Raw genomic sequence first — 13586 nt, 5'->3', positions numbered from 1 at the left:
CAGGCACATAGCCTGTAGGACACGATGGAGAAAGGCGCGGCATGCTCGCGGCAGCAGAGATCCAGACGCCCGTCGAACGAGAGGCGGAACAGGCGGCGATACATTCGAGAGCGTCGTTTCCGGTGCTCAAGGGAAATGCCGGACTGTTCGCCTCGTTCACGTTCGGACAGGTCGGCGGCTGGCTGGAGCCGGTACCGGATCACGCCATCGCGGTCGGCCTCATTGCCGGGGCGCGTCCGGTCGGGCTTGCGCTCGGCACCCTGTTGCCCGGAAGAACGCAGGCCGAGCTGCTGTCGGTTGCCGTTGCGCCGGCCGAGCGCAGACGGGGGCTTGGCAGGCGTCTCCTCGAGGCGTGGCAGTCGGAGGCGCGCGAGCGTGGGGCTATCGAATGGCGGACGAGCTATAACGCGTCCATGCCTGGGCGTGCGGCTCTGGAAGCCTTGCTGGCGAGAGCTGGCTGGACGACTTCACATGCGAGCGGCCTAGTCGTCGTTGGCTGTGTTGGGAAAATGGTCGATGAGGTTGGCACCTGGCCCGGCGTGGCCGGACGTCTTGCCTTGCCTCGGTCGTATTCCTTTGATCCTCTGGAGCTGGGTGCCACCGACATCGAAGCTGTCGAGCGATACCTCTCGGATCCCGAGGCCTCGGACATGCTGGGCCCGATCCGTCAGGCGGAGCGATTGGCCCTCGATTTCAGCGTCGCCATTCGTCGCGACGGCCATCTGGTCGGATGGCTGCTCGCCGCTGAAACGAACCGCCCCCTTCTGGGCATGACTTCCGATGCGCCGGCGATCCGTTACCTCGAGGCCTATCTCGATCCGGCCTATCGGCAGGGCGGCATCATGGTCGGGGCCTATTACCACTGTTATTCGAGGCAGATGGCGCTTCTTGGCCGGGATTCCATCGCGATCTACTATACCAGCCACGACAGTCGCCCCCGCATGGCCGCCCTGACTCTTCGCCGGTTCGCGCCCATCGCCGAGCGTGTCGAAACGATCCTCAGTGCCTCCCGTCGGCTGCCTGTCCCCTTCCAGAGCCCGCCTCCAAACGGGCGCGCTGCTTTTCGAATGCCGGATGGAAGTCATTCCGGAAGCATCTAGGGTGTAGATCTGGATGTAGCTCTCATCTGATCGATAGATGAGATGTACATTTCTATATTGGTCGCATTTTGCAGGGTAAGAAACGTGGATTTATTACGTGAGTATTGAATCGCTTAGGAAGTTCTATGAAAGCGTTCGTTCCGATCCCGAGCTCGAGGCGCTCGCCACGAGCGCGCTGGAGGACGGTCCGGAGGCTCTCATTGTCTTGGGCTTGCTGAAGGGCTTTGAGTTCACGGAGGAGGAGCTGTCGATCGCCATGTCGCGCGGTTCGATTTTGGCGGATGGCGAGCTTGCGGACGAGGACCTCGATCTTGTCGCGGGTGGTGGGCACACCGCTTGCGAGCATTTTGCCGATAAGCAGCATGGCAAGGCAAGACCATCGTCTTCGAGCTGACCTATCTCCGATTGCCGCCACTTGGCCACCCCTTTGGACGCGGGTCTGGTCACTGGTGGCAGAGCACATGATCGTCGGCCCTGGTCTGGGAACGGACGGAGCGGTGGTACTGACCGCCATTTCCGATTCCAAGGGGTCGACGTTCGCCACAGCCGCGCTTTCGTGCGGCGAGTTGAGACGAGTCCGCCGATATGGACGAGCAGCGGACGCCCCCCTGTCAAACGGAGAGGATGACATCATGAGCATGCAGGCGTTGGAGCAGTTCTACGACAAGGTTCGGGCAAGCGAGGCGCTGGAGGCCGAGGCCACGGCGGCGATGCAGGTGGGAGCGGCCGCGGTCGTTGCCCTTGGTGCCCGTGAAGGATTCAGCTTCACGGCGGAAGAACTCGCAGCAGGGTTGGAGAAGATCTCCGGTGGTGCGGAGCTGTCGGAAAAGGATCTCGATCTGGTTGCCGGCGGCATTCCCAACTTCCATTCTGCCTATAAGGAATCGTACCATGGAAAGAAGATCTTCTCATAGTTGAGGCGGGCTAGGCGAAGGCATGGCCTGCTGTCGAAAGATATGTCCAGTGGTGGCGCTTCGGCCCCCAAAAAGCTCCACCGTTGGAAACGTGTCTTTCGCTGAAACCGTGACTGCCGACGTAGCCAATTGATGCGATTTTCGTTGATCGCGTAGGAGGCTCGCGGTTGCGAGATGCTTCGAAGGTATCCCCAACAAGAAAAGCCCCGGTGAGCTCAACGGCTCACCGGGTTTTTGTTTGGTCATCACATCTCGATTGAAAATGTCCCAAGCTCCTGCGGCTTGGACCGGCGTTGCGCTCCATCTTGACCGTGCGTGTCGCCCCGCAGGCCACCTCAGGTATTCGGCACAGGTCCAAGCTCCCGACCGTCGATCAGCGGGTCGGGAACGCACTCCTTCGCCAACCGCTCGGCGTCGTCAATCCAGATGGTCTGGCCGTCGATTCGAATGCCGTGCGCCTCTAGACTGGAGAGGACGCGCGAAAAGGACTCGCGTGTGACCCCGAGTTCCGAGGCGATGAGGTTCTTCTCGTAGGGCAGCACGGCCTTTTCCGGGGTTCCCTGCCGCTCCGACAGTGTCAGCAAGTAACAGCCGACCCGCTGAGCCGCCGAGCGCAGCTTGAGGTTCTTGATCTGTCTCACCATGCGACGGAACTGGGTGGAGAGGCTGCCGATCACCGAGTTGGCCAGCACCGGATCGGACGCAACCAGGTCGCGGAAGGCGCGGGCGGGAATGAGGAGGAATGTGGACTGTTCGGGCACTCGCGCACGCATCAGATAGGGTGCGTCGGTGACGACGGCGGCCGGGATGATCAGATCGGGCGGCGACACCACTTCGACCAGCACCTCGCGTCCGCTGGTTGATCGGCCGAACAGCTGAACCGACCCGGACATGACCACGATCTGGAAGTTCGGGGTATCCCCTTGTTCGAACAGCATGCTGCCGGCCGGAACCGTGTGCAGCAACGTGCTTTCCATGATCTGACGGCGGTGACAGTCGCTGAGACCACGCAGGATTGGCAGTTCCTCGGGCTTCATGGCAGCGGGCAGCGGACGATCCATTTCGGTTCACTAATCCTAAAGATTGATCTGTAGACGACTAGCATGTGATGTATATCACGTCTGCAGTTGTTCTGCGTCAAAGAAGGGCGCGGCCAATTCGGCCAAGGTCGCGGTGGGAAGGGCGACCCTCATGCGTTATTTTGTTAGCGCCTAAGTTGTCGGAGGACTGCTATGCAAGTCTTGGGGCGTGATGGGGCAGCGCGTGCGCTCGGTATGAGCACGGTCGCGTTTACGGTGTGTTTCGCCGTCTGGACAATCTTCGCTATCATCGGCATTCAGCTCCGCGAGGAGTTGCAGCTGTCAGAAGCCCAGTTCGGACTCCTGGTCGGTACGCCGATCCTTACGGGATCGCTGATCCGCATCCTGTTGGGGATCTGGACCGATCTCTACGGCGGCCGTCTGGTGTTCACGCTTAACATGCTGGCGGCTGCGGTTGCCACCTACCTGCTCACCTATGCCACGACCTATCCGGCGCTTCTTCTCGCCGCCCTCGGCGTCGGCATTGCCGGCGGTTCCTTTTCCATCGGCGTTGCCTACGTTTCACGCTTCTTCCCGCCCGAGCGGCAAGGCATCGCGCTTGGCATCTTCGGTGCCGGCAACGTCGGCGCCGCGGTCACCAAGCTCCTGGCACCGCTGGTGCTCGTCGCATTCGGCTGGCATGCCGTGGCTGAGGTGTGGGCGGCGGCGCTGGCCGCGATGGCGGTCCTGTTCTTCGTGACGACCAAGGACGATCCGGTCATCCGGCAGCGCCGGCTGAGCGGCGAGCGCCCGAAGAGCGCGCTTCTGGAACTTGCGCCGCTCCGCAACGTGCAGGTCTGGCGCTTCTCGCTCTACTATTTCTTCGTCTTCGGTGCCTTCGTCGCCCTGTCGCTGTGGCTGCCGCAGTATCTGGTGCGCGTCTACGGCCTCGATATCGAGACGGCTGGCGTGATCGCGGCCTGCTTCTCGATCCCCGCCAGCCTGTTCCGCGCCTATGGTGGCCATCTGTCCGATACCTACGGCGCCCGTCGCGTCCTCTACTGGACCTTCCTCGTCTCGATCGTCGCCACCTTCATCCTGTCCTATCCGGCCGCCGACTACGTGATCCAGGGCGTCCATGGAGACATCCGGTTCCACCTCGGCATGGGCCTCGTCGGCTTCACCGTGACCGTGTTCATCCTGGGTTTCTTCATGGCCCTCGGCAAGGCGGCGGTCTACAAGCACATTCCCGTCTACTATCCCAATCACGTCGGCGCGGTCGGCGGCCTCGTCGGCATGATCGGCGGTCTCGGCGGCTTTCTGCTGCCCATCCTGTTCGGCGTGCTGCTCGACCTGACGGGCCTCTGGACGTCCTGCTTCATGGCGCTGTTCGTCATCGTCGCGGTGTCGCTCATATGGATGCACTTCACGATCCGCCAGATGGAGCGGGCCGCTGCCGGGCCGGTGCTCGCCGCGCTGCCGCCGTTCCCCGAAATGCTGGACATGCCGAGGCCCGTCGCGGCTGTCGCGCCCAGCAAGGCCGTGCTCACCGATTGGCGGCCGGAGGACGAGACCTTCTGGCACGCGACCGGTCGCCGCATTGCCCAGCGGAATCTCTGGTTGTCGATCCCCTCGCTGCTGCTCAGCTTCGCCATCTGGCAGGTCTGGTCGGTGGTGGTCAGCAAGCTGCCGCTCGTCGGCTTCAACCTCACCACCGACCAGCTGTTCTGGCTGGCGGCGCTGCCCGGCCTGTCCGGCGCGACCTTGCGCATCTTCTACTCCTTCATGGTGCCGATTTTCGGCGGTCGTCTCTGGACGACGCTGACCACATGGTCGCTGGTCATCCCGGCGGTGGGCATCGGCTATGCGGTCCAGAACCCCGAGACGCCCTATGTGGTGCTGCTCATCCTCGCGCTATGCTGCGGCTTCGGCGGCGGCAACTTCGCGTCGTCCATGGCCAACATCTCCTTCTTCTTCCCGAGGGCGGAGAAGGGCAATGCGATGGCGCTCAACGCCGGTCTTGGCAATCTCGGCGTGTCCGTCGTCCAGTTCGTCGTTCCGCTGGTCATCACCATGGGGATGTTCGGCAAGCTCGGCGGCGAGCCGGCCATGGTGAGCACACCATCCGGCTCGGCGCCGCTCTGGCTCCAGAACGCCGGCTTCTTCTTCGTGCCGTTCATTGCCCTCTCGGCCTTCGCGTCGTGGTTTGGCATGAATGACATCGCTTCGGCCAAGGCGTCTTTCTCCGAACAGGCGGTGATCTTCGAGCGGCGGCACAACTGGATCATGTGCTGGCTCTACACCGGCACCTTCGGCTCGTTCATCGGCTATTCCGCCGGTTTCCCGCTGCTCTCCAAGATGCTGTTCCCTGAGGTCAACGCGCTGGCCTACGCCTTCCTCGGCCCGCTCGTCGGCGCACTTGCCCGCTCGGGAACCGGCTGGCTGGCCGATCGGCAGGGTGGCGCCCGCGTCACCGTCTGGGTGTTCGCGCTGATGATGGCCGGAACGGCCGGCGTCCTCTGGTTCATCGGCATCAAGGATCAGCCGGGGGCATTCTGGGGCTTCTTCGTGTCGTTCCTGGTGCTGTTCTTTGCGACCGGCGTCGGCAATGCCTCGACCTTCCAGATGATTCCGGCCATCTCGGCGCGTGAGATGATGCGCCTGATGCCGGACGCCGATCCGGAGACGCGGCGCCTTCAGGCCGAGAAGGAGAGCGCGGCCATCACCGGCTTCACGTCGGCCATCGCCGCGTTCGGTGCCTTCTTCATTCCCAAGGGCTTCGGAACCTCCATCGCGCTGACCGGCGGCGCCGAAGCGGCCCTGTGGTCGTTCATGGTCTTCTACGTCACCTGCCTCGTGATCACCTGGGGCGTCTACGCGCGCCGGGGCGGTCTTCTCTACGAAGTCGAGCGCCAGCGGCGGTCCGCGGTCGCTTCTGCCACCCGCTAATTCCACGAAAGGCGAGAACAATGTCGCATTTTCTCGATCGCCTGACCTTCTTCCGCAAGACCGTCGAGCCCTTCTCGGACAATCATGGCATTGTCACCAACGAAGACCGGTCCTGGGAGGACGGCTATCGCAAGCGCTGGCAGCACGACAAGATCGTCCGCTCGACACATGGCGTGAACTGCACCGGCTCGTGCTCCTGGAAGATCTACGTCAAGGGCGGCATCGTCACCTGGGAGACCCAGCAGACCGACTATCCGCGCACCCGTGCCGACCTGCCGAACCACGAGCCGCGCGGCTGCGCCCGTGGCGCGTCCTACAGCTGGTATCTCTATTCCGGCGCCCGGGTGAAGCATCCCATGGTGCGCGGCCGCCTGCTACGGCTGTGGCGCGAGGCGCGCAAGACCCTGTCGCCCGTCGCCGCATGGGCCTCGATCGTCGGCGATGCCGAGAAGCGGCGGTCCTACACCTCGATCCGCGGCCACGGCGGGCTGGTGCGGGCGACGTGGGACGAGGTCAACGAGATCATCGCCGCCGCCAACGCCCATACCATCAAGGCGCACGGCCCCGACCGCGTCGTCGGCTTCTCGCCCATTCCGGCCATGTCGATGATCTCCTATGCGGCCGGCGCCCGCTATCTGTCGCTGATCGGCGGCGTCTGCCTGTCGTTCTACGACTGGTACTGCGACCTGCCGCCCGCCTCACCCCAGACCTGGGGCGAGCAGACCGACGTGCCGGAAAGCGCCGACTGGTACAACGCCGGCTTCCTGATCCTCTGGGGTTCCAACGTGCCGCAGACGCGCACGCCCGACGCCCATTTCTACACCGAGGTTCGCTACAAGGGCACCAAGAGCGCCGTCGTCAGCCCCGACTATGCCGAGGCGACCAAGTTCGCCGACATCTGGCTCGCCCCCAAGCAGGGCACCGACGCCGCGCTGGCGCTGGCCATGGGCCACGTCATCCTCAGGGAGTTCCATCTCGACCGTCGCGTCGCCTATTTCGACGACTATGCGCGCCGCTACTCCGACATGCCCTTCCTCGTCCGTATGGAGGAGAAGAACGGGCGTCTCATTCCGGAGCGCATGCTGCGCGCTTCCGAACTGCCCGGAGGCCTTGGCGAGACCAATAATCCCGAGTGGAAGACGGTGGCGATCGACGAGGCCACCGGCGATCTGGTCGCGCCGCTCGGTTCCATCGGCTATCGCTGGGGCGAGAGCGGCCGCTGGAATCTCGAGGACAAGGACGGCGCCGGCCGGAATGTTCACCTGAGGCTGACGCTGGCGGACACCGACCATCAGATCGTCGCCGTCGACTTCCCCTATTTCGGTGGCAGGGCCAGCGAGCACTTCGTCTCGACCAGCCACGGCGACATCCTGACGCGGAACGTTCCGGTCCGCGAGATCGCCATGGCCGATGGATCGAAGGTGAAGGTTGCCACCGTCTACGACCTGATGATGGCCAACTACGGCCTCGATCGCGGCTTCGGCGGCGATTTCGTCGCCCGCACCTATGATCAGGACGTGCCGTTCACCCCGGCCTGGGCCGAGAAGATCACCGGCGTCAAGCGCGACGCCATCGTCACCGTCGCCCGCGAGTTCGCCGAGAACGCCGAGAAAACCAACGGCCGCTCAATGGTTATCCTCGGCGCCGGCATCAACCATTGGTACCACATGGACATGGCTTACCGGGGGATCATCAATCTCCTGGTGTTCTGCGGCGCCATCGGCCAGTCGGGCGGCGGTTGGTCGCACTATGTCGGCCAGGAAAAGCTCCGGCCGCAGACCGGCTGGGCACCGCTCGCCTTCGGTCTCGACTGGGCGCGACCGTCCCGCCAGCAGAATTCGACGTCCTTCTTCTACGCTCACACCGACCAGTGGCGCTATGAGAGCCTGACGGCGGCCGAGATCCTGTCGCCGACGGCGCCCAAGGGCGAGTGGGAAAACAGCTTCATCGACTACAACGTCCGCGCCGAGCGCATGGGCTGGCTGCCGTCGGCGCCGCAGCTCAAGCAGAACCCGCTCGCCATTGCCGCCGCCGCCAGGGCCGCCGGCCTTGAGGTGAAGGATTACGTCGCCAAGGCCGTTAAGTCGGGCGAGCTCAACCTCTCCTGCGAGGACCCGGACGATCCTGCCAACTGGCCGCGCAATCTGTTCGTCTGGCGGTCGAACCTCCTGGGTTCGTCCGGCAAGGGGCACGAGTATTTCCTGAAACACCTGCTCGGCACCAAGCATGGCGTGATGGGCAAGGATCTCGGTACCGAAGGCGCGGTGCTCAACAAGGAAGTCGTCTGGCACGACACGGCGCCGGAGGGGAAGCTCGACCTGTTGGTGACGCTCGATTTCCGCATGTCGACCACCTGCGTCTACTCGGACATCGTGCTGCCGACCGCCACCTGGTACGAGAAGAACGACCTCAACACCTCCGACATGCACCCCTTCATCCATCCGCTGTCCGCCGCCGTCGATCCGGCCTGGGAAGCGCGCTCGGACTGGGAGATCTACAAGGGGCTCGCCAAGGCCTTCTCGGCCATCGCGCCGGAAGTGCTTGGTGTCGAGGAGGATGTCGTCCTCACGCCCATCCAGCACGACAGCCCCGGCGAGATCGCGCAAGCCTTCGACGTTGCCGACTGGAAGCGCGGCGAGATCGACCCGATCCCCGGACGGACCATGCCGGCGGTCAGCGTCGTCAAGCGCGATTATCCGCACATCTTCGAGCGGTTCACCGCCCTCGGCCCGCTGATGACCGACGTCGGCAACGGCGGCAAGGGCATCGCCTGGAAGACCGAACACGAGGTGGAGGCGCTCGGCGCGCTCAACGGCGTGCATCGTGACGGAGCCGCCAAGGGCCTGCCGAAGATCGACACCGACATCGACGCCACCGAGGTGGTGCTGATGCTCGCCCCCGAGACCAACGGCGAGGTGGCCGTCAAGGCCTGGGAAGCGCTCGGCAAGGTCACCGGCCGCGAGCACGCCCATCTCGCCCTGCCGAAGGAAGACGAGAAGATCCGCTTCCGCGACATCCAGGCGCAACCGCGCAAGATCATCTCCTCACCCACCTGGTCGGGCATCGAGAGCGAGAAGGTCTGCTACAACGCCGGCTACACCAACGTTCACGAGCTGATCCCCTGGCGGACCCTGACCGGCCGGCAGCAGCTCTATCAGGATCACCTGTGGATGCGGGCGTTCGGCGAGAGCTTCGTCACCTGGAAGCCGCCGGTCGACCTTAAGGCCATCGCCCGTCTTGGCGAGCACAAGAGCAACGGCGAAAAGGAGATCGCCCTCAACTTCATCACGCCGCACCAGAAGTGGGGCATCCACTCTACCTATACCGACAACCTTCTGATGCTGACGCTCAATCGCGGCGGCCCGGTGGTCTGGATATCGGAAACCGATGCCCGCTCGGCCGGCATCGTCGACAACGACTGGGTGGAGGTGTTCAACGCCAACGGGGCGCTGACGGCTCGCGCGGTGGTCTCCCAGCGCGTCAATCCGGGCATGATGATGATGTATCACGCCCAGGAAAAGATCATCAACACGCCGGGATCGGAGCTGACGGGCAACCGGGGCGGCATCCATAACTCGGTGACACGCACAGTGCTGAAGCCGACCCACATGATCGGCGGCTACGCCCAGCAATCCTACGGCTTCAACTACTACGGCACCGTCGGTTCCAACCGCGACGAGTTCGTCGTCATCCGCAAGATGTCCAAGGTCGACTGGCTGGAAGAGCCGCTCGCCGCTGGCGTCCCGGCTGCTCAGGAGGTTTGAGACATGAAGATCCGTGCCCAGATCGCCATGGTGCTGAACCTCGACAAGTGCATCGGCTGTCACACCTGTTCGGTCACTTGCAAGAACGTCTGGACCAGCCGCGAAGGCGTCGAATACGCCTGGTTCAACAACGTCGAGACCAAGCCCGGCATCGGCTACCCGCGCGAGTGGGAAAACCAGAACCGCTGGAACGGCGGCTGGCGTCGCAAGAAGAACGGCAAGATCGAGCCGAGGATCGGCGCCAAGTGGCGGGTTCTGGCCAACATCTTCGCCAACCCCGACCTGCCGGAGATCGACGACTACTACGAGCCGTTCACCTTCGACTACGAACATCTGCACAACGCCAAGGAATCCAAGGCCTTCCCGACAGCCCGTCCGCGCTCGGCCATCACTGGCGAGCGGATGGAGAAGATCGAGTGGGGACCGAACTGGGAGGAAATCCTCGGCGGCGAGTTCGCCAAGCGATCGCAGGACATCAACTTCGAGGGCGTCCAGAAGGACATCTACGGTGAGTTCGAAAACACCTTCATGATGTACCTGCCGCGCCTCTGCGAGCACTGCCTCAACCCGGCCTGCGCCGCCTCCTGTCCGTCGGGCGCCATCTACAAGCGCGAGGAGGACGGTATCGTCCTGATCGACCAGGACAAGTGCCGCGGCTGGCGCATGTGCGTCTCCGGCTGCCCCTACAAGAAGATCTATTACAACTGGTCCTCGGGCAAATCCGAGAAGTGCATCTTCTGCTACCCGCGCATCGAGGCCGGCCAGCCGACGGTCTGCTCGGAGACCTGCGTCGGCCGCATCCGCTATCTCGGCGTACTGCTTTACGATGCCGATCGCATCGAGGCCGCCGCCTCGACCGAAAACGAGCAGGACCTCTACGAGGAGCAACTGAAGCTGTTCCTCGACCCGAAAGACCCGGCGGTGATCGCCCAGGCGCGAGCCGACGGCGTACCGGAGGCGTGGATCGAGGCGGCGCGCAAATCGCCGATCTGGAAGATGGCGATGGAGTGGAAGGTCGCCTTCCCGCTGCATCCCGAATATCGCACGCTGCCGATGGTCTGGTACGTGCCGCCGCTGTCGCCCATCCAGTCGGCGGCGGCCGCTGGCCGGATCGGCGAGACGAACGGCATGCCGGACGTCCGCAGCCTGCGCATTCCCGTCCGTTACCTCGCCAACCTCCTGACCGCCGGCAAGGAAGAGCCGGTGACGCTCGCCCTCGAACGCATGCTGGCCATGCGGGCCTACATGCGCGGCAAGACGGTCGACGGCTTCGTCGACGAGACGCTCGCCGCCAGCGTCGGCCTGTCGGGCGCGACCATCGAGGACATGTATCAGGTGATGGCGATCGCCAACTATGAAGACCGCTTCGTCATCCCGACCAACCATCGCGAGACCAATGACGACGCTCTCAGCCTGCGCGGCTCCTGCGGCTTCTCGTTCGGCAACGGCTGCTCGGGTGGCGACACCGACGTCAACCTGTTCTCGACCGCCAAGTTGAAGAAGGCCAAGAACCCGATGGAGGTGCTGTGATGTCCAACACGTTGAGGGCACTGTCGGCACTTCTCGCCTACCCGACTGAAGATCTGCGGGCGGCGGTCGCAGACATCGGCGCCGTGCTGGTTGACGAAGGGATGGTATCGGCGCACGAGCGCTCCGACCTTTGGCCGCTGCTCGCCGAACTCCGCAATGACGACCTCTATGAGCTGCAAGAGCGTTACGTCGAGCTGTTCGACCGTTCCCGCTCCCTGACGCTCAATCTGTTCGAGCACGTGCACGGCGAAAGCCGCGACCGTGGCCAGGCCATGGTGGATCTCGCCGCGCTCTACGAGCGGGGCGGGCTGACCATGACGGCGAACGAGCTGCCGGACTATCTGCCTCTCCTCCTCGAATATGCGTCGACACGCCCCGTCGGCGAGGCGCGCCAACTGCTCTCCGACATCGCGCCGATCGTCGCCGCCCTGCGCGAGCGCCTTGTCAGCCGTGGTTCGGCCTATGCCGGCGTGTTCGGCGCGTTGCTCGCCCTTTCGGACAGCGCGAATGCCGAACCGGCGGACCTTGCCGAACCCACCGATATCGACGCCGACTGGGCCGAGGATCCGGTCGCCTTCGGGCCGGAAGCCGCGCCCGGCTGCTCGTCCGACCGCACCATGAGCCGCATCCGCGCCGCCCGGCGCGATGCGCGTGCTGAGGAGACCAACCATGTCTGAGTACATCAACAGCGCACTCTTCGGCTGGTACCCCTACGTCTGTCTCACCGTGTTCGCGCTCGGCAGCCTGATCCGCTTCGACCGCGAGCAGTACACCTGGAAGACCGGCTCGTCGCAGCTCCTGCGCCGGCGTCAGCTGTTCTGGGGATCCAACCTGTTCCATGTCGGCATCCTGATCATCTTCGGCGGCCATTTCGTCGGCCTTCTGACGCCGGTCTGGGTGTTCGATGCACTTGGCATCAGCCACACCTTCAAGCAGATCCTGGCCATGACGGTCGGCGGCATCGCCGGTGTCGCCTGCTTTGCCGGCATCGCGCTGCTTGCGCACCGCCGGCTGTTCGACCCGCGCATCCGCAACACCTCCAGCTTCTCCGACATCGCCATCCTCCTGCTGCTCTGGGCGCAGCTGACGCTCGGCCTGTCGTCGATCTTCGTGTCGGCGAACAACCTCGACGGCCACGAGATGGTGAAGCTGATGGCCTGGGCTCAGGGCATCGTCACCGCCCAGCCTTCGGCGGCGGCCTATCTCGCCGACGTCCACTGGATCTTCAAGACCCACATCCTGCTCGGTCTGACGATCTTCCTGGTGTTTCCGTTCACTCGTCTCGTGCACGTCTGGAGCGCGCCCATCTGGTACCTGGGCAGGACCGGCTATCAGGTGGTGCGCACGCGCCGCGACCTCAGGGCCGGCGTGGCGAGCCGCTCCGTTCCGCGCTCGGCGGGGGAGTGACGGATATGGTCGCCATCGACGTCGATCATCGCCACAAGCAAGGCGCTCAGCCCGAGCCTGCGGCCGCCGACAAGGCCGGCCGGAAGGAGCCTCGTGGCTCCCGTCCGACCGTCCCCAGGATTACCGTCGATGGCGTGGTGATCGACCGCAAGGCTGTCGCCGCGGAGATGCAGAACCACCCCGGAGACAATCCCGCCGAAGCCCTTCGCGAGGCGGCAACGGCCCTCATCGTGCGTCAGGTGCTGCTTGCCGAGGCGCATCGCCTCGGCATCGTCGCCGCGCCGGAAGCCGATGCCGAGGGGCGCCGCGAGACCGAGGATGACGCCCTCATCAGACTACTCTTCGCCAGGGAGGTCCCCGTTCCCTCCGCCGACGAGGATACGCTGCGCCGCTATTACGACAACAACCGCAGGCGGTTCGTGACGCCGCCGCTTTATGCCGCCAGCCACATTCTGTTCGCCGCCCGTCGGGACGACGAAGCCGCTTTCGCGGCGGCGCGCGACAAGGCGGCAGCCCTTCGCGAACAGCTCGTCCGGCAGCCGCAGCGCTTTGCCGAGTTCGCAGAGGGGCTCTCGGACTGTCCGTCGGCCAAGGTCGGAGGATCCCTCGGGCAGATCAGCCTCGGCGAAACGACGCCGGAGTTCGAGACCGCGCTGGTTTCGCTGTCGCCGGAAGACCTCTCCGACCCGGTCGAGACGCGCTATGGCGTCCACCTCATTCGGCTCGATCGCAAGATCGAAGGGGAGCAGCTTCCCTTCGAGGCGGTGAAGGATCGCATCGCCGATTATCTCGCCGAGCGCGTCGAGCGACGGGCCAGTGCCCAATACATCTCCCAACTGATCGGTCGGGCGCATATCGACGGGTTCGATCTCGCCGGTTCCGTCCAACCGCTCGTCCAGTGAG

At 64.3% G+C, this 13586-nt stretch carries 10 protein-coding genes; 9 read left to right on the top strand and 1 reads right to left on the bottom strand.

What is annotated here, in order from left to right:
- The first annotated feature begins 41 nt into the window (after positions 1 to 41).
- The 3 genes from QQZ18_RS11255 (at position 42) to QQZ18_RS11245 (ending at position 2014) form a co-directional block, all read left to right on the top strand.
- Positions 42 to 1100 carry a GNAT family N-acetyltransferase gene (locus QQZ18_RS11255; RefSeq protein ID WP_284540978.1) on the top strand — a complete coding sequence of 353 codons (1059 nt, stop codon included), beginning with the start codon at positions 42 to 44 and terminating at the stop codon, positions 1098 to 1100.
- Between the two features lie 97 nt (positions 1101 to 1197).
- Complete coding sequence (locus QQZ18_RS11250; RefSeq protein ID WP_284540977.1) at positions 1198 to 1494, top strand: Nif11-like leader peptide family natural product precursor; 297 nt, start codon at positions 1198 to 1200, stop codon at positions 1492 to 1494.
- Between the two features lie 238 nt (positions 1495 to 1732).
- Positions 1733 to 2014, top strand: coding sequence for a Nif11-like leader peptide family RiPP precursor (locus QQZ18_RS11245; protein WP_284540976.1), 282 nt, complete (start codon positions 1733 to 1735; stop codon positions 2012 to 2014).
- A 335-nt stretch (positions 2015 to 2349) separates the two neighbouring features.
- Here the strand turns inward: QQZ18_RS11245 and QQZ18_RS11240 are convergent, their stop codons facing one another.
- Positions 2350 to 3075, bottom strand: a complete 726-nt coding sequence (locus QQZ18_RS11240) for a cyclic nucleotide-binding domain-containing protein (protein WP_284540975.1) — start codon at positions 3073 to 3075, stop codon at positions 2350 to 2352.
- Between the two features lie 171 nt (positions 3076 to 3246).
- On the opposite strand from QQZ18_RS11240, the gene QQZ18_RS11235 reads away from it, so the two are divergent.
- Genes QQZ18_RS11235 through QQZ18_RS11210 form a run of 6 tightly spaced genes read left to right on the top strand, consistent with a single transcriptional unit; the run spans position 3247 to position 13585 of the window.
- Positions 3247 to 5982 (top strand): nitrate/nitrite transporter, encoded by a 2736-nt coding sequence (locus QQZ18_RS11235; RefSeq protein WP_284540974.1) that lies wholly within the window; start codon positions 3247 to 3249, stop codon positions 5980 to 5982.
- A 20-nt stretch (positions 5983 to 6002) separates the two neighbouring features.
- On the top strand, positions 6003 to 9746 hold the full coding sequence (locus tag QQZ18_RS11230; RefSeq protein WP_284540973.1) for a nitrate reductase subunit alpha: 3744 nt from the start codon (positions 6003 to 6005) through the stop codon (positions 9744 to 9746).
- A gap of 3 nt (positions 9747 to 9749) precedes the next feature.
- Positions 9750 to 11276, top strand: a complete 1527-nt coding sequence (gene narH, locus QQZ18_RS11225) for a nitrate reductase subunit beta (protein WP_284540972.1) — start codon at positions 9750 to 9752, stop codon at positions 11274 to 11276.
- The gene (gene narJ / locus QQZ18_RS11220; protein ID WP_284540971.1) at positions 11276 to 11953 is read left to right on the top strand and encodes a nitrate reductase molybdenum cofactor assembly chaperone; all 678 of its coding nucleotides are present in this window, start codon (positions 11276 to 11278) and stop codon (positions 11951 to 11953) included. Before narH ends, narJ begins: the two co-directional genes overlap by 1 nt.
- Entirely contained in the window at positions 11946 to 12683 is a 738-nt protein-coding gene (gene narI / locus QQZ18_RS11215; RefSeq protein ID WP_284540970.1) for a respiratory nitrate reductase subunit gamma, read from the top strand. The genes narJ and narI overlap by 8 nt, the downstream gene beginning before the upstream one ends.
- Before the next feature lie 5 nt (positions 12684 to 12688).
- The gene (locus QQZ18_RS11210) at positions 12689 to 13585 is read left to right on the top strand and encodes a peptidylprolyl isomerase (protein WP_284540969.1); all 897 of its coding nucleotides are present in this window, start codon (positions 12689 to 12691) and stop codon (positions 13583 to 13585) included.
- Position 13586 lies beyond the last annotated feature (1 nt).

This window comes from Pleomorphomonas sp. T1.2MG-36 (genome assembly GCF_950100655.1).
In the GTDB taxonomy this organism is placed as follows: Bacteria; Pseudomonadota; Alphaproteobacteria; order Rhizobiales; family Pleomorphomonadaceae; genus Pleomorphomonas.
The sequence above is the reverse complement of the archived record's forward strand: the minus strand, read 5'-3'. Positions and strand labels throughout refer to the sequence as shown.

What these genes read in the sequence shown, in the direction of transcription:
- QQZ18_RS11255 (WP_284540978.1), top strand. Translation starts at nt 42, where the DNA reads ATGCTCGCGGCAGCAGAGATCCAGACGCCCGTCGAACGAGAGGCGGAA.
- QQZ18_RS11245 (WP_284540976.1), top strand. Translation starts at nt 1,733, where the DNA reads ATGAGCATGCAGGCGTTGGAGCAGTTCTACGACAAGGTTCGGGCAAGC.
- QQZ18_RS11240 (WP_284540975.1), bottom strand. Translation starts at nt 3,075, where the DNA reads ATGGATCGTCCGCTGCCCGCTGCCATGAAGCCCGAGGAACTGCCAATC.
- QQZ18_RS11235 (WP_284540974.1), top strand. Translation starts at nt 3,247, where the DNA reads ATGCAAGTCTTGGGGCGTGATGGGGCAGCGCGTGCGCTCGGTATGAGC.
- QQZ18_RS11230 (WP_284540973.1), top strand. Translation starts at nt 6,003, where the DNA reads ATGTCGCATTTTCTCGATCGCCTGACCTTCTTCCGCAAGACCGTCGAG.
- narH (WP_284540972.1), top strand. Translation starts at nt 9,750, where the DNA reads ATGAAGATCCGTGCCCAGATCGCCATGGTGCTGAACCTCGACAAGTGC.
- narJ (WP_284540971.1), top strand. Translation starts at nt 11,276, where the DNA reads ATGTCCAACACGTTGAGGGCACTGTCGGCACTTCTCGCCTACCCGACT.
- narI (WP_284540970.1), top strand. Translation starts at nt 11,946, where the DNA reads ATGTCTGAGTACATCAACAGCGCACTCTTCGGCTGGTACCCCTACGTC.
- QQZ18_RS11210 (WP_284540969.1), top strand. Translation starts at nt 12,689, where the DNA reads ATGGTCGCCATCGACGTCGATCATCGCCACAAGCAAGGCGCTCAGCCC.